The organism is Bhargavaea cecembensis, assembly GCF_001619585.1.
GTDB lineage: Bacteria > Bacillota > Bacilli > Bacillales_A > Planococcaceae > Bhargavaea > Bhargavaea cecembensis_A.
In genome coordinates, this window is sequence record NZ_LQNT01000009.1 from 1157068 (window position 1) to 1176785 (window position 19718).

The window sequence follows — 19718 nt, forward strand, 5'->3', positions numbered from 1 at the left end:
TTTTTCGTATGTACTCTTTCAATCAGCGTGTGCAGCTGAATTCATAAGAGTTGGTGAGCGTGTTGTGGATGGTGAGTTCCACGGTGCCCCCGTTGTCCAGGCAACCGCCGGTCAGGGAGCTGATTTCCTGCCTGTTAAAGTAATGTTGGGCGGCCAATAAAATCGCGACCACCACCAATAGGGTGACTGCGATGAGGCCGATCCTATGTCTGGTCTGAAGCATGGGGTCCCTCCTCTTCATTCCTTTTACGGTGCCAGTACAGGAGAAGTTTCGACGGATTTCAGCGTCCGTTCTTTTCCGATCGTACCTTCCGCGGTTTCAACAGAACTCCAGCAAGTGTAACCAGCCCGGCCACCAGAAGTTTTTTCATCCTCACACCACCCGATTTTCAGGAGCACGCCCCGAAAAGACCGCTTCAATGTCTTCCGCGTTCAACTGCATCATGGCAAGGCGCGTTTTGACGCTGGCACTGCCGATATGAGGAAGTGCCGTCACGTTCGGCAGGGTAAGGAGCTGATGGTCGGATCCGATTGGTTCGCCTTCGAAGACATCAAGCCCGGCAGCCCAAATATCGCCGTTTTTCAGGGCTTCATACAGAGCTTCTTCATCGACGATACCGCCCCGTGCGGCATTGACGAGGATAGCGGTTTTCTTCATAAGGCCGAGTTCGCGTTCACCGATCATGCCCCGGGTTTCTTCGGTGAGCGGCGTGAGGATGACCACGAAGTCGGACTGCTCAAGCAGGTCATCCAGCTCAGCATACCGGAAGCCGAACATCGACTCGGCCTCAGGCTTGCGTGTGCGGTTATGGTAGAGCACGTCCATATCGAAGCCGGCAGCGCGGCGGGCGACGCCCTCGCCGATCCTGCCCATCCCGACGATGCCGAGCGTGGCACCAAAAATGTCCATACCCGTGAAGCCCATCGGCGACCAGGAGGTCCATTTGCCTTCGCGCAGAAAACGCTCAGCCTGGCCCGTCTGTCTCGCCGCGGCGAGCATGAGGGTGAATGCCAGATCGGCCGTGGTTTCCGTCAGGACGCCCGGCGTATTCGTGACCATGATTCCCCGTTGCTTGGCCGCTTCGATGTCAATATTGTTATATCCGACGGCGAGATTTGCAATCACTTCCAGGTTCTCTCCCGCTTTGATCACGTCCCGGTCGACGGTGTCGGCCACATTCGTCCAGAGCGCATGTGCCGTCTGCGCCTTCTCGATCAGCACCTCTTTCGGCGGGACCTCGTCCTCGCTCGGCCACATGTCCACTTCAAACATTTCCCGGAGCCCTGAGACAGCTTCCTCCGGCAGTTTCCTTGTGATAAAGATCGTTTTCATTCCCCTCATCCCCTTTCGTGTCCACTGTAAAAACCGCCGGAAACTGCATTCCGGCGGTTTGGATAAACAATTATTTGGCCCCGACGGCTTCCTTTTCTTCGGAGTACTCGTCTTCTTCGATTTCCAGTACCTCGACTTCATCGATCTGGTCGAGAAGGCGGAGCAGTCGGCGGCGGTTGATCGTGCGGCCGGCCTTTCGCAGCTCGAGCAGAATCCAGTCCGGATCAAGCACATCTTCCTGTTCCATCAGGTGGCGGATCAGGGAGATGTCCTCGCGGTCGCGCTCGGACAGCTTGTTTTCCGGCCGGTTCACGTAGTTGTAATAACCGCTTTCCGACACGTCGAGCGTCATGCAGAGCCGGCGCACTTTGTGCTCGTCCTTCATTTCATGGATCGCATCGAAACGCTCGGTCTTTTTGATGTCGACCATCGACGTGAATTTCTTCAGGATATCGTTTTCTTCACGAAGCCGGCGCACTTCACGCTCCAGCTCGCGGAGTCTGCGGTTCGGGTCAATGCCCGGGGACTTTGGCTGGCGGCCGCGCTTTTTCGGGATGAGGCCCTCCTCGCCGGATTCCTCATAGGCGTCAAGCCAGTTTTTGAGCGTGTTCGGGTGGACGCCGAATTCGCGGGCGACCGCTCCCTTTTTCCGCTTCTTTTCAAGGACTTCATTCACCGCCCGGAGCCTTTCCTCAAATGTTTTTTGTGGTTTGGCTTCTTTGTCTTCAATCACGTTAGCCGCCATGCAGTTCTCCCCCTTGAACAAATTATCATTGACGCAATTATAACAAATCCGCCACGTTAATTGTCCATGTTTATGAAAGGGAATACATATTTTTTGGGATTTTGGAACGATTTTTATCTCGGTATTATTTCAACTGCTTTTTTCAAGCATAAGCACTCGTTCATTGTACAAGAACCAACGATAGCGCTGGGACAAATGTGATAAAAATCAGCGCAATCAACAGCACAATGAAAAACGGTACAACCGCTCGTACAATTGTGGAAACAGACAACCCGGATATTCCGGAACCCACAAACAGGTTAACCCCAAGCGGCGGAGTCAGGAATCCGAGTGCAAGTGCAGAAATCATGAGAACGCCGAAATGGATTGGGTCTACGCCAATTCCCAGTGCAACCGGAAGTAAAATCGGCGTAAAAATAATCACCGCAGCAGACGTATCCAAGAAACAGCCCACAATTAAGAGCAACAAAAGAAGAAGCAATACAATCGTAAATTTATTGTCTGAGAGTGACAGTAATGCATCGGCGAACGCCTTTGGCATCTGTTCCATGGAGAGAATTGTGCCGAATGTATTGGCGGTTCCGATAATCAGGAGGATAACAACGGAATTCAATGCAGCATCTGCAAGTATTGGTTTAAAATCAGCGATTTTTAACTCACGATGAAGAACGAATCCGACCACTGCTGAATAAACCACAGCAACTACCGCTGCTTCCGTAGGCGTGAATATACCTCCATAAATTCCTCCAAGTATCAGGACGGGGACGAGGAGAGACCATTTTGCCCGATAAAGCGCGCTCCACATCTCCTTAATGGAGAAGGGTTGATTGTTGCCTTTATAGTTCTTCTTCTTTGAATAGAAATAAATCCAGACCATGATCGTAAAGCCCATCAGAATTCCCGGAAGAATCCCACCCATAAACAGGTCCCCGATCGACTGATTCCCGGAAACCCCGAAAAGCACCATAGGAATACTTGGAGGGATGATAATACCGAGTGAACCCGCTGATACGACGACTGCAGTTGCGAATTTCTTGTCGTAACCTTGTGAGACCATCGCGGGGATCATGATCCCGCCCACTGCTGCAACGGTGGCCGGACCGGAACCTGAAATAGCCGCAAAGAACATTGCAGTGATTACCGCAGCCATGGCAAATCCTCCCGTGAATCTGCCGACAAATACATTCGCAAGGTCGAACAAGCGGCCTGAGATGCCACCTTTCCCCATTATCTCACCCGCAAGAATGAAAAACGGGACTGCCATAAGTGCAAAATTATCAGTTGAAGTCACCAAACCTTGTGTCAGGAACGTTATGGAAATGTTTGTGGAATAGAGCGCGGTGACTATTCCGGCCAGGCCTAGTGAAATCCCGATTGGAACAGACAGAAGCATGAACAAGAAAAAGCTCCCGAATAGGACGAATGCCGTTGCTGTCATGCAGCCTCACCCTTCCAGCCGAGGATTTTCTTCAGCTTTATCGCTTTGCCTTCCCTCAGCACTTTATAGTGGAGCACGAACCGCTGCAGAAGCCGAATAATCGTGAGACCCATCCCCGCAACAGGTGCCGCGTAAACATAACTCATCGGAATTTCAAGCGCAGCTGACTCCCTTGTAATCTTAGAAATTATATCCAACCCATATATAGTGACAATGATTGTGAATACGAGGAAGAAGAAATCTGCAATGATCGCAAATATCAATTTCCCCTTTTCCTTAAACATAATCGGAAGGATATCGACTGCAAGATGGGCGTTTCGCTTTACCCCATAGCTGACACCGATATATATCATCCAAATAAACGCATATCGAGCAATCTCTTCAGACCATGTAAGGGAATTGTTGAATAAATAACGCATCACAACCTGTGAGAAGATGACGATAACCGTGAAAACGCTAAGAAACATTAACAGATATTCTTCCAGGTTTTTATCGACCCATTTGAGTACGTTCATTATTCTCTCCCCCTTATTCACCGGATCTTTCTTCTGCAACAGCATCAAGTACGCGATTGACCAAGTCCTCTCCAAACCGTCTCTTGAATGAATCGTAAACTGGTTCTGCCATTTTCCTAAATGGTTCTGTGTCTGGTGTAAGGACAATGGTTCCAGCCTCTTCCAGCTCTTTAATCATCGTTTGTTCATTCTCCAAAACTAGGTCACGGTGGTATTGGGCAACTTCCTTTGCTGTTGTTTGCAAAAGGTTCTGTGTTTCTGGTGACAGGGATTGCCAGAATTCCTCGTTCACAGCAACCGGCACCGAGCTGTACTGATGACCGGACATAATGAGGTAATCTTGGACCTCATAGAGCTTGTTGGCATAGATATTGGGCACCGGGTTCTCTTGGGCGTCTACCGTTTTTTGTTGCAGGGCCATGTACAACTCACCAAACGCCATTGGTGTAGGACTTGCCCCGAGGGCCCGGAAGGTGGTTAGAGATATTGGGAATTCCGGTGTCCTAATCTTTAAGCCTGCCAGATCCTCGGGACTTTCAACCGGTTTATTGGCAGTGATGTGGCGGAATCCATTTTCGAAATAACCGAGGATTCTTAAATGATGATTCAGCAGGTAGCTGCCGACTTCATCCCCCAACTCTCCGTCAAGCGTGTTCCATGCCTCTTCGTGTGAGTCAAAAAGGTATGGAAGCTCGAATACACTGATCCGCTGGTCATACTGGCTGAATGCACTGGCAGCGACCATTTGAAGGTCATTGAGTGTAACGCTTTCAATCATCTCCCCCTCCGAACCAAGCAACTCGTTTGGGTACACGAGAACTTCAATTTTGCCGTCTGACCGTTCCTCAACCAGCTCCTTGAATCTCATTACAGCATAATGCCGCTCATTCGTCTCGGCTGCTCCGTGCCCGAACCGGATCGTAATCTTGTCATCACTCGAATGAGCCACTTCACCGGAAGCGAACATGACATACAGCAGGCTTCCCGCAAGTAATAACACAGCTGTGAGTGTAATGAACCGGATAATCTTCATTCTTTACCTCCTCTTTTCATGGCTCGCCCTAAATGGCAGCGCTTACAAAATAGAGTAAGGGCAAATAGCCCTTTTAGTCGATATGTGATCCGCCATTGATGTCCAGTTCTTCCCCGGTAATGTATCCTGCTCCTTCAGATGCGAGGAACGTTATAGCATACGATACGTCTTCCACTTGTCCAAGACGGCCCAACGGAATGTCACGCTTAATCTCCTGTTCCTTCTCTTCGGTCATCAGCCCTCCCGTAATATCCGTTCCGCCAATTAAGCCCGGCGCCACCGTGTTGCATGTAATCCCATAACTTGCGACTTCCCGAGCAACTGCTTTCGTGAAACCAGTGAGGCCGGCCTTGGCGGCGGAATAATGAGATCCCCCGAATACACCGCCTCCGCGCTTACCGGATACCGAACTTAAGTTAACGATTCTTCCATATCGGTTTTCCTTCATATAGGGAAGAACGGCCTGTGTCAGGAAGAATGGGCCTTTCAAGTTGACGTTAAGTACAAAATCCCATTCACTTTCGGTAATCTCTTGGACTCGCGAAGGCCGTGAAACCCCTGCATTGTTAACTACAATATCGATTTTGCCAACCTTCTTGACCATCTCTTCGACAACACTTTGCATCTGCTTTTGATCAGTCACATCTAATTGGACTGCGTAAGCTTTCCCTCCTTTACCTTCAATCTCATTGGCACCTGCTTCAACACCGTTCTTATTGATATCAGCCAGTACCACAGTTGCCCCCCGTTTGCTGAGCTGGCGAGCGATGCTCATGCCGATTCCTTCCAAGGAACCCGCCCCTGTAATTAATGCGACTCTATTCTCGAAATCCATGACTACACTCCTCATATACAGATGAACAATCAGAGAAGTTTCCGGACTGCCGGTCTCTTCTCTGATTGTCATGCTTATTAGTTGTTCAGCAGATCCTCCGCGACCATGGCAATTCCTTTGCCGTCCAGCTTGTAATGCTGATACAGGTAAAAAGGCTTGCCGATCAGCGAATATTCGTCGTAGAAGCCGTGTCGCTTGAACTTGCAGTTCACACCGGATTCCATCAGCACTTCCGCCACCGCGCTGCCGAGGCCGCCCATGACATTATGCTCCTCGACGGTCAGGATCGCTCCCGTCTCACGTGCTGAATTCAGCACCGCTTCCCTGTCCAATGGTTTAATAGTATGCATATCAATCACCCTGACTGAAATACCCTTGTCCTGAAGCTGTTCAGCCGCCTGAAGTGCTTCATGAACTTCGATGCCACAGGCGATTATGGTCAAGTCGGAACCCTTACGCAGAATGTTTGCCTTGCCGATTCTATTTTGGACTTTGGCAGCGTCTTTTGTGTAAACCTGTTCTTCACGTCCACGGCTGACACGGAAGTAGATCGGCCCTTCATAGGCCTTTACTGATTCCTCCACCATTTCCGCTATAGCAACACCGTCTGCTGGGGAGATGACCGTCATATTTGCCATTGACCGAGTAATGGCGATGTCCTCCGTTGCGTGGTGGGAAGAACCATAAAAGCCCATGGCAATTCCGGTATGTGTCCCGATTAGACGGACATTCAAATTCGGATAAGCAACCGCTGTCCTGATATTTTCGGCGGCCAGAATGCCCAGGAACGATGCATACGTCGCGACAAACGGGATCTTCCCTGTGCTTGCCAACCCGGCGGCAGCCGTGACCATGTTTTTCTCAGCAATTCCGAAATTGAAGAAGCGGTCCGGATACTTTGCCCCAAAATCCCAGAGCCGTGTCGGTTTTCCGAGGTCCGCACAGAGTGCAACGATTTCGGGATGGTCGTCGCCGAGCTTGGCCAAGGTCTCCCCCGCGGTCAACTGCTTTGCCATTTCAGTACTTTTATATAGCTCCCATGTGTCTTTATGGAAAGTCGTCATCTCAGTTCATCTCCTTGATTTCATTAATGGCTCTGATCTTATCGTCTTCTCCTAGATTGGCAACGTGCCACTCATAACCGTTTTCCATGAATGAGACGCCTTTTCCGGCAACGGTATCAGCGATGATCACTGTCGGCACATCCGTATCGGGTGAAGGCAAGTTCTCGAATGTCCTTATCAGCGCCTCGATATCATGGCCGTCCACATCGATAACGTTCCAGCCGAAGCTTTCCCATTTGTCGCGGATCGGTTCGATGCTCATATTCTCAGCTGTTACCCCATCCACGGTGACTTTGTTGTTATCGACGATAGCCACCAAGTTCCCCAACTTAAAGTTAGGCGCGCTCATTGCCGCTTCCCATACTTGCCCCTCTTGAAGCTCGCCGTCTCCCATGAGGATATATGTCCGATAATCAAGATTGTCGAGACGAGCGGCAAGTGCCATTCCCACTCCGACTGACAAACCGTGCCCAATAGAACCGGAGCTAAAGTCGATTCCCTTTATTTTGTTCATGTCCGGGTGGTCGCCGAACGCACTGCCAACTTCGGTGTACGTGTCCAGCTCTTCCTTGGGGAAGAAACCGACATCTGCCAGAAGCGGGTATACCCCGACAGCTGAATGTCCTTTCCCCATGACAAACCGGTCCCTATTCTTCCACTTCGGATTGTTTGGATCATAGCGGAGCACGTGATAGTAAAGAGTTGCAAATATTTCTGAGCACGAGAACGACGATCCATAGTGCCCGCTCTTTGCGAGTGAGATTAGACGGATTGTTTCCAGTCGAGACAGTTTTGCTTTTTCTTTGATCAAGTTGACCTTTACTTGGCTGGCAGTAAGATTGACCATTTGAATCCTCCCTTTGAGGTTATTAGGTTAAACGTTTAACCTCTTTTCTTAGTTCCAATATTATCTTGTAAGCGTTTTACAGTCAATAGTTTTTAGAAAATTTATTCTTTATTCACGGTTTTCATAGATTTTCATGCTTAATTGAATATCCATGTTGGAAGGGATAGAATATTATCAAGTTAACGGTTTAACCAAGGGGGGATCAATCGTGAAGATAACCATGAAGGAGATTGCGAAAGAAGCTAATGTATCAGTGGCGACCGTTTCCCACGTGATCAATGGCACTAAACAGATATCAAAAGAAACCCATTCCAGGGTAATGGGGGTGGTAAGGAAATATAATTACATGCCGAATCAGGCTGCAAAAACATTGAAACGGCAAAAAACAATGACCGCTGCGCTTGTCGTCTCAAGTTTACCGGATACATTTGTTTCCGAATTAACTTACGGAGTGGAAGAACGAGCCAGGGAGATGGGTTATCATCTGATGCTCGTGAACACAAATGAGAATGTCCCATATGAAAAAGAGACCATTAATGTACTCCATTCGAATATGGTGGATGGGATCATCCTTTCCCCAACTTCAAGCGACCTTGAGTACCTAAATGAATTTACGGAGGCAGGCTTTCCAATTGTCCTAGTCAACCGATACCATCCTGTCGTTAAGAACACTCCTAGAGTGACGGGAGATAACTATCAAACCGGCTATGATGCAACTCTTCACCTTCTGGAACATGGCCATCGGGACATCGGGATCATTTATGGTGTTCCTGATGTTTCCACAACTAACGATCGGATTCGCGGTTACCGAGACGCATTGGAAGCTTATGGGATACCGTTCAATGAGGATTACTTAGAGTTGGGAGCAGCTACGAAAAAAGGCGCTGCGACTGCAGCCGAAAAACTATTAACCAGAAGCCGGAAAATTTCCGCCTTGTTTATCTTGAATGACTTGATGACTATCGGGACAATTTCCAAATTGAAAGAAATGAACCTCCTTATACCAGATGACGTGGCCATTATCGGCTTTGGTGACTTCCCCTCTGCAGAAATCATCGACCCGCCAGTCACAAATATCATCCAGCCACCCGAGCAGATTGGCAGGATTGCGTTTGACATCCTGCTCGATAAGATTGAAAATCCGGAAAGCGTCAAGCATGTAGAATTACCTGCTAATCTGGTCATCCGAAAATCATGTGGATGTTAAATGAAATTAAAAAGCTGCAGGAAAGCATGAAGCTTTCTTGCAGCTTTTTGATTTATAAGTCATCGAAGCCGTTCAGGTCACTTGTCTTCGTATACTGCCTGGAAGTCTGCTCGAAAAAGTCCGTTTTTGTATCATCAAAACTGTCGACATAGGCACGGATCCATTTCATCGGATTGTCCGAGTGTTCCGGATAAATCTCAGACAGACCGAGCATCCGCAGCATTTTATTCGCCCGGTATTTAATATAGCCTTCCATCTCCACCAGGTCGATGCCGTCCACGCCGTCCAGCACGTAGCGGCTCCATAGTGTTTCCTGCTCGACCGAATGACGGTATGCGTCGTAAATCCATTCTGTGAACTCCGGCGTGTTCAGCTCCGGGTTCTCCCCCATCGCCGCACGGAATACATCGCTCATCGCTTTTCCGTGTTCGAGCTCGTCGCGGTTGATGTAGCTGATCATCGTCGACGTTCCGACCATCTTCCCGTTGCGCGCGAGATTATAGAAGAACGCGAAGCCGGAATAAAAGAACAGGCCTTCCAGAAGTGTTGTGTACACCATCGCCTTGAGCGCATTTTCAGTGGTCGGATTGGTTGCGAAATCATTGTAGACTTCGGCGATCCGCTCGTTTCGCTTCAGAAGGACCGGATCTTGCCGCCCGGTTTCAAAGGATTTAACCTGGTTATCGAACGTCGTGACCGAGCTTAGGACGTATGCGTAGCTGTGGTTGTGCTCGCTTTCCTGATCGGCGATTGTCGCGAAAAGGGATTTGACGGAAGGGTCCGTCACGTAGTGGGCAAGCTTTGCCGCAACGTCCGTCTGAGGACCGTCCAGCGTCGCAAGCAGACCGATGATTTTCAGGAACGCATCCCGTTCGGCCTGAGGGAGGTTGGGAAATTGCTTCACGTCCTGTGTCAGGTCGACCTCGTTGGCGGTCCAGAACAAGGATCGGATCCGCTGGCGGAGCTTATAGAAATGAGGATATTTCAGATCGTTCCAGTTTAAAATGCCGCTTGCCTCCCCGCCGAAGATAGCAGTCGCCCGGTTCGGATTGACCGGGTCCAGCACCTTTACGCGGGTGAGCAGCTCTGTGGTTTGAGTTGTCATGGATAGTGGCCCCTTTCTTATATTAGGGTGATAAAAGATGGTGACAGACCTCAGGTCGAGCGAGCGTTCAATAGGGTACCCGGTCATAAGCTTTGGCACCCAGCCGCTCCGCGACATGATCAGTCCATTCCCGAACGGCCGCTTCCTGCCCGCCACGGGGACTCTGTTCGATCTTGAGCGCAGGCATCGAGGATTCGTAAAAGCGGGCCAGTTTAACTGCGGCCCTGCAGAAAAGCGCATCGCCCCCGAACTGGGTGTCGCCGGTACCAAAGATGAACGTATTCTCAGGCTTGTAGCCGACGTCCAAGATGAAATTCTTCACTTCCTCGGGAACGCTTCCCTCTGCCCAGGTGAATGAACCTAATATTAGCGCGTCATATTCAGAAACATCAGGTACAGGCTCACCGCCGATCCAGTGGAAGCCGACGGCATGGCCTGCCTCCTCAAGGAAATCTGCGATGAGCTCCGCCGCTTCTTTCGTGTTGCCGCTATAGGTGGCGTAGGTGATCAGGATGTTCATCGGCTGCCCCTCCTCTGACTAAGCGATGGTTTGCTTTACTTTCACGGGTACTTGCTTAACATTCGCGGGCGTTCGCTTAACATTCGCCTCCAGCCCTTATGACTGGCACCATTCACACTCCTCCACGTCGCTTGCGGTCGAGCGTGTGTAGTAGGTCGTCTTCAGGCCTGATTTCCAAGCTTGAAGATGGAGGTCCAACAGTACACTTGCCCGGATCGTGTTGGGAACGTAGAGATTAAATGAGATCGACTGGTCGATGTGACGCTGGCGGGCGGCGTTTTGCCGAACGCTCCAGCGCTGGTCGACGATATAGGCGGAACGGCGGTAGACGTCGTAGGTCCGGTGATCGAGGTCTGGCGCCACGACCGGGAGTTTATAGTCTTTTTTCTCCTCATGGTAAAACGGTTTAAAGACGGGGTCGATCGATGCGGTGGAGCCCGCAATGACGGATGTCGAGGAGTTCGGGGCGACGGCCATCATATAACCGTTTCGGACGCCATTCCGTCCGACTTCCTCCCGGAGCGACTCCCATCGGTCCCCTTTATATCCGCGGCGTTCGAAGTACGTTCCGGTCTGCCAGTCCGACCCGGAGCAAAGCGGATACGCGCCCTTCTCCCCGGCCAGCTTCGCGGATGCACGGATTGTGTGGTAGGCGATGTCTTCATATAATTTGTCGGCGAATTCAACAGCCTCCTCCGACTCCCACTGGATGTTGTTCTGTGCGAGCAGGTGGTGCCAGCCAAACGTGCCGAGGCCGATGCCGCGGTAACGCCGGTTCGTCTCCTGTGCCTGGAGGACAGGGATCTGATTCAGGTCAATGACGTTATCGAGCATGCGGACCTGAATGTCGATCAGCCTTCCGAGCACGCCCGCCGGCACCGCCTTCCCCAGATTGATCGACGACAGATTGCATACCACAAAGTCGCCCGGCGTGCGCCGGCTGACGATGACGCCGTCTTCCAGCACCTCCTGTGACGCGGTCGTTGCGCTCATGTTCTGCGCGATTTCCGAGCACAGATTGGACGAGTAGATGAGGCCCTCATGCTTGTTCGGGTTCATCCGGTTCACCTCGTCCCGGTAAAACATGAACGGCACGCCCGTCTCGAGCTGGCTGCGCATGATTCGCTTCATGATGTCAATCGCAGGCACCGTTTCGGAATGGATCTCCGGATGCGCGACGCATTCGGCATACCGCTCGCGGAATGAGCCGGAACCGAACGATTCATCATAAAAGTCCTCGAGTGACCAGCCCATCACGGTGCGCACTTCATGCGGGTCGAACAGGTGCCAGTCGCCCCGTGCCTCGACCTGTTCCATGAAGAGATCCGGCAGGCAGACACCGGTGAAGATGTCGTGTGCGCGAAGGCGCTCGTCCCCGTTGTTCAGTTTGAGGTCAAGGAACGTGAGGATGTCCTTGTGCCAGACATCCAGGTAGACGGCTACCGCTCCCTGGCGCTGGCCAAGCTGGTCGACAGAGACGGCGGTATTGTTCAGCTGCTTAATCCACGGAAGAACACCGCTGGACGCGCCCTTGAAGCCGCGGATTGCGGCACCGCGGGAGCGGACCTTCCCCATGTAGACGCCGATGCCGCCGCCGTATTTGGACAGATTTGCGATGTCGGTGTTCGAGTCGTAGATGCCCTGAAGCGAATCATCAACGGTGTCGATAAAGCAGGACGACAGCTGGCCGTGCGGTTTCCCGGCATTCGCAAGCGTCGGCGTCGCTACGGTCATGTACAGGTTCGAAAGCGCCCAGTACGCTTCCTTGATTTTCACAAGGCGGTCTTCTGTTTCATTTCTCATCAGGGTCATGGCAATCACGAGCCAGCGCTCCTGTGGCAGCTCGACCGGCTTTTTATTGAAATCGGTCGCCACGTATCGGTCCGTGAGCGTCTTCAGGCCGGTGTATGTAAACAGCAGGTCGCGTGACGGATCGAGGAATGTTCCGATTTCCTGGAGTTCATTCGCAGTGTAGTGCTCGGTAAGCGCGGTTGTATAGAAGCCGGCTTCGACCTGAGTGCGTACGTGGCGGGCAAAGTCACCATAGACGTCAGCAGTATCGCGGCGCTCCTGTTGATCGCGGTACAGCTCGCCCAGCAAAATGCGCGCTGCGACATCCGTCCAATATGTTTCCGTCTCATCCACCCGGCCAAGCGCCTCTCGGATGAGGTGCTGAGGGAGGGACGGCCCGCTGAAGTCTTCGGCAGTGCGGCGGAGCGGGGCGATTTTTTCCGGCGTGAATTCCTGTTCAAGTGCGGAGATGATGGAGAACTGATCTGTCGGTTTGGTGGTGACCATGGATATTCCTCCTTAATAGTTGTCGCGATGCGATATGTTGAGTTGCGGACGCGAACTTGTGACTTGCCGTCGCGGAATGCTGTGCTGCAGGCGTGAATTTGCGAACTGCCGGCGCGAAAGCCGGTGCTGCGGACGCGAATTTGTGGGTTGCCGGCGCGAAATGCTGAGGTGCGGACGCAAAATCCAGTGCTGCGGGCGTGAATTTGTGACTTGCCGACGCGAAAGCCGGGGATGCGGACGCGAATTTGCGAACTGCCGGCGCGAAATAAGGACCTGCGGGCGCGAATCCGCCCCGTGCCACGCGAAAGCTGCCTTCAGACGCGCAAAAGCCCCGCCCGAAGAAGATTCTTCGGCGGGGCTTCCGCTGTTCGCGTGTGGGTAATGGAGGATCGGGGCCGGGGATAAATGAAGAGATGAATCAAAGATATGAATGGCCGGCGCCCGTTCGCTTCCACCTCTCAACCCCCGAAGAAAGTGTCGCTTGCGATGGGCGGCAGGTCTACTGGCTCGCGCTTCTTCCTCCCGCCGTCCTTCCCGCAGCAGGCTGCAGTGGATTCTTCGGCGGTCGTCGGCGCTCACAGTTGCGGGGACAGCTCCGGCTTTTTCCGGATTCCCTATTAAACCGCGATCGGTACCAACCCATCGTTAATACTATATATAGTGTTGTTAACGCTCATATAGCCTAACATATTGTGTTTCAAACCTAAATAGGACGAAAGGCTATGAAAATTCGCGAAACGCGTCAACCACACACGGCTTCTACTATAACAGACATATAGCGCTCCGCAAGACTGTCCGTTTATTCCACAAGCTTCAGCATCCAAGATCATTAAATTGAAACAGATGGACCCGTTTCAATTCTTTTTTCACTCTTCCAACTCGACAATCGCCAGAGTAAATTCCAGATCTGCCTCCAGGTGCTCCTCCATCAGACGGCCTGCTTTTTCTGGGTCTCGTTCAGTGATGGCCTCGCAGATTGCGGCGTGTTCGTCGAGGAGGCCCGGACGTTTATTGATGACGACCGCACGGCTGAACAGATAGATAATCGACTGCATGCGGCTGACGGTGTCAATCATCACCGGGTTCCGCGTTTCCCGGACGATCAGGTCATGGAATCGCTTGTTCTCCCTGACAATCTCGGCGGAATCGTCACGGACTGCCTGTGCTTTCCGGACGGCTTCTTTCAGTTCTTCAAGATGGTCGTCAATCATGTAGGTTGCTGCCATCTGCGCTGCATGGACTTCAATGAGGATGCGCATCTTAAAATGGTCACGCAATTCTTTGGTGCCGGGTTTGAAGACTTTTTTCCGCCGGACAAGGCCTTCCTGTTCAAGACGCCTGATGGCTTCCCTGACTGGCGTACGGCTCACGCCTATTTCTTCGGCCAGGCGCTCTTCGATCAGTTTCATTCCGCCCGGATAATTTCCGGTGACAATTTGTTCACGTATTTTTTCATAGGCAATCGCCTGTGCTGTACCTCCAGTTCTCATCAGCATTTGCCCTCCCTTTTTTCTGTTTCTTCTCTTTACCTATCATACATTATTTTCATGTATACGCTTTCTTAAATTTTGTATACAATGCAGACAATTTATAGTACACTACAATTGAAATTGTGACTCATAGTTCACCTGAATTCCTCCAGGAGGTTATACTCATATGAAAATCGGATTTATCGGGCTCGGAATTATGGGCCGTCCCATGGCGTTGAATCTTGTTAAAGCAGGCTTTCAGGTAAAAGCCTTTGATCTGAACGAAGCTGCACGGAAGATGCTTGCGGAAGCAGGTGCCGAGGAAGCCGTTTCTCCCCGCGAGGCGGCAGACGGGACAGACATCATCATCACGATGCTGCCGAACGCGGCAATTGTGAAAAATGTCCTGTTCGGTGAAAACGGTGCGGCGCAAAAAGTGAGTGAAGGCGCAATTGTCGTCGACATGAGCTCTGTCTCTCCGGTGGATTCCGTGGAATGCGCGGAACGCTTGAAGGAGCGGGGCGTCCGCTTTATCGATGCCCCTGTTTCCGGCGGTGAGCCGAAGGCGATCGATGGCACACTTGCCATTATGGCAGGCGGAGATGAGGCAGCCTTTGAAGCAGTCCTTCCGGCATTCAAAGCGATGGGCTCAGAAGTGACCCATGTCGGCGGCATCGGCAGCGGTTCCACGACCAAGCTTGCCAACCAGATTCTCGTCAACGTGACGATTGCCGCAATGTCTGAAGCGGTCGTCCTTGCTTCCAAGGCCGGCGTCGACATCGGCAAAATGTATGAGGCGATCAAAGGCGGGCTCGCCGGAAGTGCCGTGCTCGATGCGAAGATTCCGATGGTGCTGGAACGCAACTTTGAGCCGGGCGGCCGGATCGACATCAACATGAAGGATTTGACGAACGTCTATAACGCAGCGCGCGAGCTCGGCACACCGATGCCTCTCACCTCGCAGGTACTGGAAATGTTCCATTCGCTGAAGGCGAACGGGCATGCGACGGATGATCACTCCGGGCTGATCCAGTATTACGAAAGGCTTGCAAACTACGAAGTGCCGAAAGGCGGGAAATAAAAATGGCAACACCAAATGAAATCGCAGAACAGCTGCCGGCATACGGGCCGGAACTGGAACAACTCTGGAAACAGGAGCGGGAATCGTTTGACCAAAAGATTATCGTCTTGGACGATGACCCGACCGGTGTCCAGACCGTGCACAATATCCCCGTCTTCACCGACTGGTCGGAGAAGACGATCCGTGCGGTATTCAGTGAGGAGCGCCAGATGGTGTTTATCCTGACGAACTCCCGTGCGTTTTCGGAGGACCAAACCAGGCAGGTACACCAGGACATCGCGGAGCGTGTTGCCCTCATCTCGAAGGAGACAGGCAAACCGTTCCTGATCATCAGCCGAGGCGACTCCACGCTTCGCGGGCATTATCCCCTGGAGACCGAAACGCTACGGGACACGCTGGAGCAAAACCTGCCGGAAGCTATCGACGGGGAGATCCTGCTTCCCTTCTTCAAGGAGGGCGGCCGCGAGACAATTGGCGACGTTCACTATGTAAAGTCCGGAGACACCTATGTCCCTGCGGGGGAAACGGAGTTCGCGAAGGACCGCATGTTCGGCTACAAGAGCAGTGACCTGAAAGATTACGTGGAAGAAAAAACGTCTGGGGCATTCAAGGCTGAAGACGTCCTGTCCGTCACCCTTGATGAACTCCGGTCGCTTGATCTGGATTCGGTTACGGATAAGCTCATGTCCCTGAAAGGCTTCGGCAAGATAGTCGTGAATGCAGTGGACGAAGAAGACGTCCGTGCATTCTCGATCGCCCTGCTCCGCGCGATGAAACAGGGCAAGCGGTTCATCTTCCGGACGGCTGCCGCATTCACGAAAGTGATCGGCGATGTGCCGTCCAAGCCGGTGCTCACAAAAGAAGAGCTCGTGTCGGAAGAGTCCGGTGGCCATGGCGGCCTCATCATCGTCGGCTCCCATGTGAAAAAGACGACCGAGCAGCTGGAGCAGTTAAAGACGCTGGACAACATCCGGTTTATCGAATTCCAAGTGAAGCTGGTTGCGGACCCGGAACAATTCAAAGAAGAAATTGCACGTATCCAGGACGCAGTCAATACCAGCATTGCGGAAGGAACGTCCGTCTGTGTCTACACCTCACGCGAGCGGCTTGACCTCGGAGATGGCCGGGAGGAAGAGGAGCTTGCCCAGTCCGTGAAAATCTCGGAGGCAGTGACGACTTTCGTGCGGAACTGCGACCCTCAGCCGGCCTATGTCATCGCAAAAGGCGGGATCACTTCGAGCGACGTCGGTACGAAGGGGCTGGGCGTCAAAAAAGCCGAAGTCCTGGGCCAGGCTGCGCCGGGCGTCCCTGTCTGGAAAACCGGAAAAGAAAGCGTATTTCCCGAAATCCCTTACATCATCTTCCCGGGTAACGTCGGAAATGCCGATACACTAAAAACAGTCGTTGCACGGCTGGAGTCCTAAAAGAAAGAAGGTACCCATATGGTCACGGGCAATCTGTTAATTGTCATCTTCCTCTTGTCGCTTGCTGCCCTGTTCTTCATGATCCTGAAACTGAAAGTCGATCCGTTTATCTCGCTGATCGCTGTTGCATTCGCAACGGCACTTGCACTCGGCTTCCCGCTCGCGGACATACCGGGCGTTGTGGCCGGAGGGTTCGGGAACACGCTCGTCGGCGTCGGAATCCTGATCGGCCTGGGTGTCATCTTTGGCCAGTTCCTTGGTGCGTCCGGTGCCATCGAGAAAATTGCCGGTGCCGTGCTGAAACTATTCGGGGTCAAGCGCTCCGCGGCCGGACTGTCGCTGACTGGCGTCGCCGTTTCAATTCCCGTGTTCTTTGATGCAGCTTTCGTCATCTTGAGCGGGCTTGTGCGGAGCCTGTCACGACGCACCGGCATCTCAATCGTCACCTTTGTTACCGCATTGGGCATCGGGCTGATCGTCTCCCACAGCATGATCGCCCCGACGCCAGGTCCGATGGTCGTTGCGGAAAACACAGGCTCCGATCTCGGCCTGTTCATCGTGTACGGGCTGATTTGTGCGATACCGGCAGCACTGGTCGGAGGATACCTGTATGGGACGTTCATCGGCAAGCGGATTCCTGGCACAATCGTCACGGAAGAAGACGTGGTTCAGGAAGAAGCAGCCGCCTACAAGAAAGAAATTTCCACAGGCCTGTCGTTCTTTATGCTCGCCCTGCCGATTGTCCTGATTCTCCTGAACACGATTACCCAGATCTGGCTCGAAGAAGGATCCACGCTGTCGAACATTCTTGGCTTTATCGGGGATAAGAACGTCGCGCTCTTTATCAGTGTCATCGTCGCGATCATCATCCTGAAGCCATACATAAATGTTCCCTACAAGAGCCTTTACGATGAAGCGATCGAATCAGCCGGTATGATTATCCTCGTTACAGGTGCCGGCGGTGCATTCGGTGCGGTCATCAACCAGAGCGGTATCGGCGATCACCTGATTGCAACGATGCAGGGCTGGAGCATTCCGGTTCTCGTTCTGGCATTTATATTTGCGCAGATTCTCCGGGCTTCTCTCGGTTCTGCGACAGTTGCCCTCGTCACGACCTCATCGATCATGGGTCCAATGGCTGTGGAACTCGGTGCATCGCCGATTCTCCTTGGTCTGGCCATCTGTGCAGGTGCAGTCGGTCTCTCTCTTCCAAACGACTCCGGCTTCTGGGTCGTCAACAAATTCGGCGGACTCACCATTCCGCAGACCATCCAGGCCTGGTCGCTCGGCGGCTTCATCGCCGGACTCACAGCACTTGCCATGGTCTATATCCTAAGCCTCTTCAGCGGCATCCTGCCGGGGCTCTGAAAAAAGCGTCCGCGTTATGCGGGCGTTTTTGTTTTTGTAAAGATCCTCATGGACATGCCGCCCCTCCCCCGTTCATACACTCATAGCAGAGGGGAGGACTGGCCATGAAGCGAAAGATTCGCCTTTCAGAGCGGGGGCTGCTTTTGGGGCTTTACGCGATTCTTCTATTCATGCTCGTACAGGACTGGGTTCCGCTGGGTACGCTGAATGATGTCGATGCGGTCTCCCAGGTGCATTCATTCAATGATCTGCTGACGGCGACGCTGATCAACGCCGGACAGATTGTGCTGCTGGTCTTTATTGTGCGGTTGTTCATCGGCAGGCGTTACCCGGTCTGGGCCAGACTCTGGCTCATCATCCACCAGGGATTCATTTTTGCGGGTGCGCTGATGGCATGGTGGATTCCGTATTTATTCGGGGTTGGTGCCGAGGAAAAGGCGGAGCCTTACTCCATCATGTTCGGAAGCACCCATGCCTTCCTTCCCGAAATGAACGGCATCGTCCCAAATTCCCTGCATACCGGTTTTCATGCCGTCCTGCTCATCTGCATCCTGCTCTCCCTCTATATTTCTTTTACCGGATCCACGAAAAAGAAGAAGAGAAAGAAAAGCCGGCGAACACACTGATCGGGTGTGCTCGCCGGCTTTTCTCATGTCGGGCGATGATTCGGCTCTTAATATTAAGGTTGATTGACCCTAATGTTAGGACGCATGCTATTCCACCAGCTTTAAACCGACCGCTGCACCGAGAATGATGAGGATGCACAGCACCCTGCGCCAGTCTCTCGATTCCCCGTAGAAGAACATGCCGGCGAGTGCGCCGCCGGATGCGCCGATGCCGGTCCAGATGGCGTAGGCGGTGGACATCGGGATGAATTCCATGGCATAGGCAAGCAGGATGAAACTTGAACCGAATGTGCCCAGCAGCAGAAGGAGCGATTGGGCGTTCCGTTCCTTGTTCAGCCGGCTGATGCTCATGACACCGGCCGTTTCAAACAAGCCGGCGGCAATCAGTGAGAGCCATGCCATTCTTCATCCCCTCCTTCATCCGTCACAAGCTTCAGACCGATGACGCCCGCAAGCAGGACAGCGATCAACGCGAGTTTGGCAGGGTTCACCTGTGCGCCGAACAGAATGATTTCAGCGATGACCGTACCTGCCGCACCGAGCCCGACGAACACCGCGTAGGCGGTCCCGACCGGAAGCGTTCGACCGGCGACAATAAGCAGGTAGAAGCTTACATAGATGGCTGCAGCGGTGCCCAGCCATTCGAGTACGCCATCCGCGTGCTTGAGCCCGATCACCCAGCCGACTTCAAAGATGGCTGCGACAATAATTTTCCACCAGTCTTTCATGCGGTTGTCCTCCTCTTGTCGTTTCCTCATCCTGCCTGATCAGCTGCTGCCCAAACAAAAAGCCCGGGAGCATGCTGATCCG

At 52.5% G+C, this 19718-nt stretch carries 20 protein-coding genes and 1 riboswitch; of the genes, 5 read left to right on the top strand and 15 right to left on the bottom strand.

Annotated features, from left to right (window positions below; all coding sequences use genetic code 11):
* Nucleotides 1–22 precede the first annotated feature (22 nt).
* From AV656_RS09215 to AV656_RS09255, 9 genes are all read right to left on the bottom strand, one after another.
* On the bottom strand, nucleotides 23–223 hold the full coding sequence (locus tag AV656_RS09215; RefSeq protein WP_063181094.1) for a hypothetical protein: 201 nt from the start codon (nucleotides 221–223) through the stop codon (nucleotides 23–25).
* Nucleotides 224–373: 150 nt separating this feature from the next.
* Nucleotides 374–1333 (bottom strand): 2-hydroxyacid dehydrogenase, encoded by a 960-nt coding sequence (locus AV656_RS09220; protein WP_063181095.1) that lies wholly within the window; start codon nucleotides 1331–1333, stop codon nucleotides 374–376.
* Nucleotides 1334–1403: 70 nt separating this feature from the next.
* A complete protein-coding gene (locus tag AV656_RS09225; RefSeq protein ID WP_063181097.1) occupies nucleotides 1404–2078 on the bottom strand; it encodes a transposase in 675 nt (224 codons plus the stop codon).
* A gap of 160 nt (nucleotides 2079–2238) precedes the next feature.
* Nucleotides 2239–3516, bottom strand: a complete 1278-nt coding sequence (locus AV656_RS09230; protein WP_063181099.1) for a TRAP transporter large permease — start codon at nucleotides 3514–3516, stop codon at nucleotides 2239–2241.
* A complete protein-coding gene (locus AV656_RS09235) occupies nucleotides 3513–4031 on the bottom strand; it encodes a TRAP transporter small permease (protein ID WP_063181101.1) in 519 nt (172 codons plus the stop codon). Before AV656_RS09235 ends, AV656_RS09230 begins: the two co-directional genes overlap by 4 nt.
* Nucleotides 4032–4044: 13 nt before the next feature.
* Nucleotides 4045–5064, bottom strand: a complete 1020-nt coding sequence (locus tag AV656_RS09240; RefSeq protein WP_063181103.1) for a TRAP transporter substrate-binding protein — start codon at nucleotides 5062–5064, stop codon at nucleotides 4045–4047.
* Nucleotides 5065–5137: 73 nt separating this feature from the next.
* Complete coding sequence (locus AV656_RS09245) at nucleotides 5138–5899, bottom strand: SDR family NAD(P)-dependent oxidoreductase (RefSeq protein ID WP_082818675.1); 762 nt, start codon at nucleotides 5897–5899, stop codon at nucleotides 5138–5140.
* Between the two features lie 77 nt (nucleotides 5900–5976).
* A complete protein-coding gene (locus AV656_RS09250) occupies nucleotides 5977–6963 on the bottom strand; it encodes a transketolase family protein (RefSeq protein WP_063181105.1) in 987 nt (328 codons plus the stop codon).
* Nucleotide 6964: 1 nt separating this feature from the next.
* Nucleotides 6965–7810 (bottom strand): transketolase, encoded by an 846-nt coding sequence (locus AV656_RS09255; protein WP_063181107.1) that lies wholly within the window; start codon nucleotides 7808–7810, stop codon nucleotides 6965–6967.
* Between the two features lie 208 nt (nucleotides 7811–8018).
* Between AV656_RS09255 and AV656_RS09260 the strand changes: the two genes are divergently transcribed.
* Nucleotides 8019–9017, top strand: a complete 999-nt coding sequence (locus AV656_RS09260; protein WP_063181109.1) for a LacI family DNA-binding transcriptional regulator — start codon at nucleotides 8019–8021, stop codon at nucleotides 9015–9017.
* A gap of 52 nt (nucleotides 9018–9069) precedes the next feature.
* Here AV656_RS09260 and AV656_RS09265 read toward each other — a convergent pair whose 3' ends face one another.
* From AV656_RS09265 to AV656_RS09280, 4 genes are all read right to left on the bottom strand, one after another.
* Nucleotides 9070–10122 (bottom strand): ribonucleotide-diphosphate reductase subunit beta, encoded by a 1053-nt coding sequence (locus tag AV656_RS09265; protein ID WP_063181111.1) that lies wholly within the window; start codon nucleotides 10120–10122, stop codon nucleotides 9070–9072.
* 67 nt (nucleotides 10123–10189) lie between these two features.
* The gene (locus AV656_RS09270) at nucleotides 10190–10642 is read right to left on the bottom strand and encodes a flavodoxin (RefSeq protein WP_063181113.1); all 453 of its coding nucleotides are present in this window, start codon (nucleotides 10640–10642) and stop codon (nucleotides 10190–10192) included.
* Nucleotides 10643–10738: 96 nt separating this feature from the next.
* The gene (locus AV656_RS09275; RefSeq protein ID WP_063181115.1) at nucleotides 10739–12940 is read right to left on the bottom strand and encodes a ribonucleoside-diphosphate reductase subunit alpha; all 2202 of its coding nucleotides are present in this window, start codon (nucleotides 12938–12940) and stop codon (nucleotides 10739–10741) included.
* 474 nt (nucleotides 12941–13414) lie between these two features.
* Nucleotides 13415–13594: riboswitch (cobalamin riboswitch) on the bottom strand.
* A gap of 212 nt (nucleotides 13595–13806) precedes the next feature.
* Nucleotides 13807–14430 (bottom strand): GntR family transcriptional regulator, encoded by a 624-nt coding sequence (locus AV656_RS09280; protein WP_063181335.1) that lies wholly within the window; start codon nucleotides 14428–14430, stop codon nucleotides 13807–13809.
* 166 nt (nucleotides 14431–14596) lie between these two features.
* Between AV656_RS09280 and garR the strand changes: the two genes are divergently transcribed.
* The 4 genes from garR to AV656_RS09300 all read left to right on the top strand — a co-directional run bounded on the left by garR (nucleotide 14597) and on the right by AV656_RS09300 (nucleotide 18908).
* Complete coding sequence (gene garR, locus AV656_RS09285) at nucleotides 14597–15490, top strand: 2-hydroxy-3-oxopropionate reductase (RefSeq protein ID WP_063181117.1); 894 nt, start codon at nucleotides 14597–14599, stop codon at nucleotides 15488–15490.
* Nucleotides 15491–15492: 2 nt separating this feature from the next.
* Nucleotides 15493–16914, top strand: coding sequence for a four-carbon acid sugar kinase family protein (locus AV656_RS09290; protein ID WP_063181119.1), 1422 nt, complete (start codon nucleotides 15493–15495; stop codon nucleotides 16912–16914).
* 18 nt (nucleotides 16915–16932) lie between these two features.
* A complete protein-coding gene (locus AV656_RS09295) occupies nucleotides 16933–18282 on the top strand; it encodes a GntP family permease (RefSeq protein WP_063181121.1) in 1350 nt (449 codons plus the stop codon).
* A gap of 104 nt (nucleotides 18283–18386) precedes the next feature.
* The gene (locus AV656_RS09300; protein WP_063181123.1) at nucleotides 18387–18908 is read left to right on the top strand and encodes a hypothetical protein; all 522 of its coding nucleotides are present in this window, start codon (nucleotides 18387–18389) and stop codon (nucleotides 18906–18908) included.
* An 87-nt stretch (nucleotides 18909–18995) separates the two neighbouring features.
* Here the strand turns inward: AV656_RS09300 and AV656_RS09305 are convergent, their stop codons facing one another.
* Together AV656_RS09305 and AV656_RS09310 are read right to left on the bottom strand one after the other, a co-directional pair.
* On the bottom strand, nucleotides 18996–19310 hold the full coding sequence (locus AV656_RS09305; protein WP_063181125.1) for a DMT family transporter: 315 nt from the start codon (nucleotides 19308–19310) through the stop codon (nucleotides 18996–18998).
* On the bottom strand, nucleotides 19292–19636 hold the full coding sequence (locus tag AV656_RS09310) for a DMT family transporter (protein WP_063181127.1): 345 nt from the start codon (nucleotides 19634–19636) through the stop codon (nucleotides 19292–19294). Before AV656_RS09310 ends, AV656_RS09305 begins: the two co-directional genes overlap by 19 nt.
* Nucleotides 19637–19718: the final 82 nt, after the last annotated feature.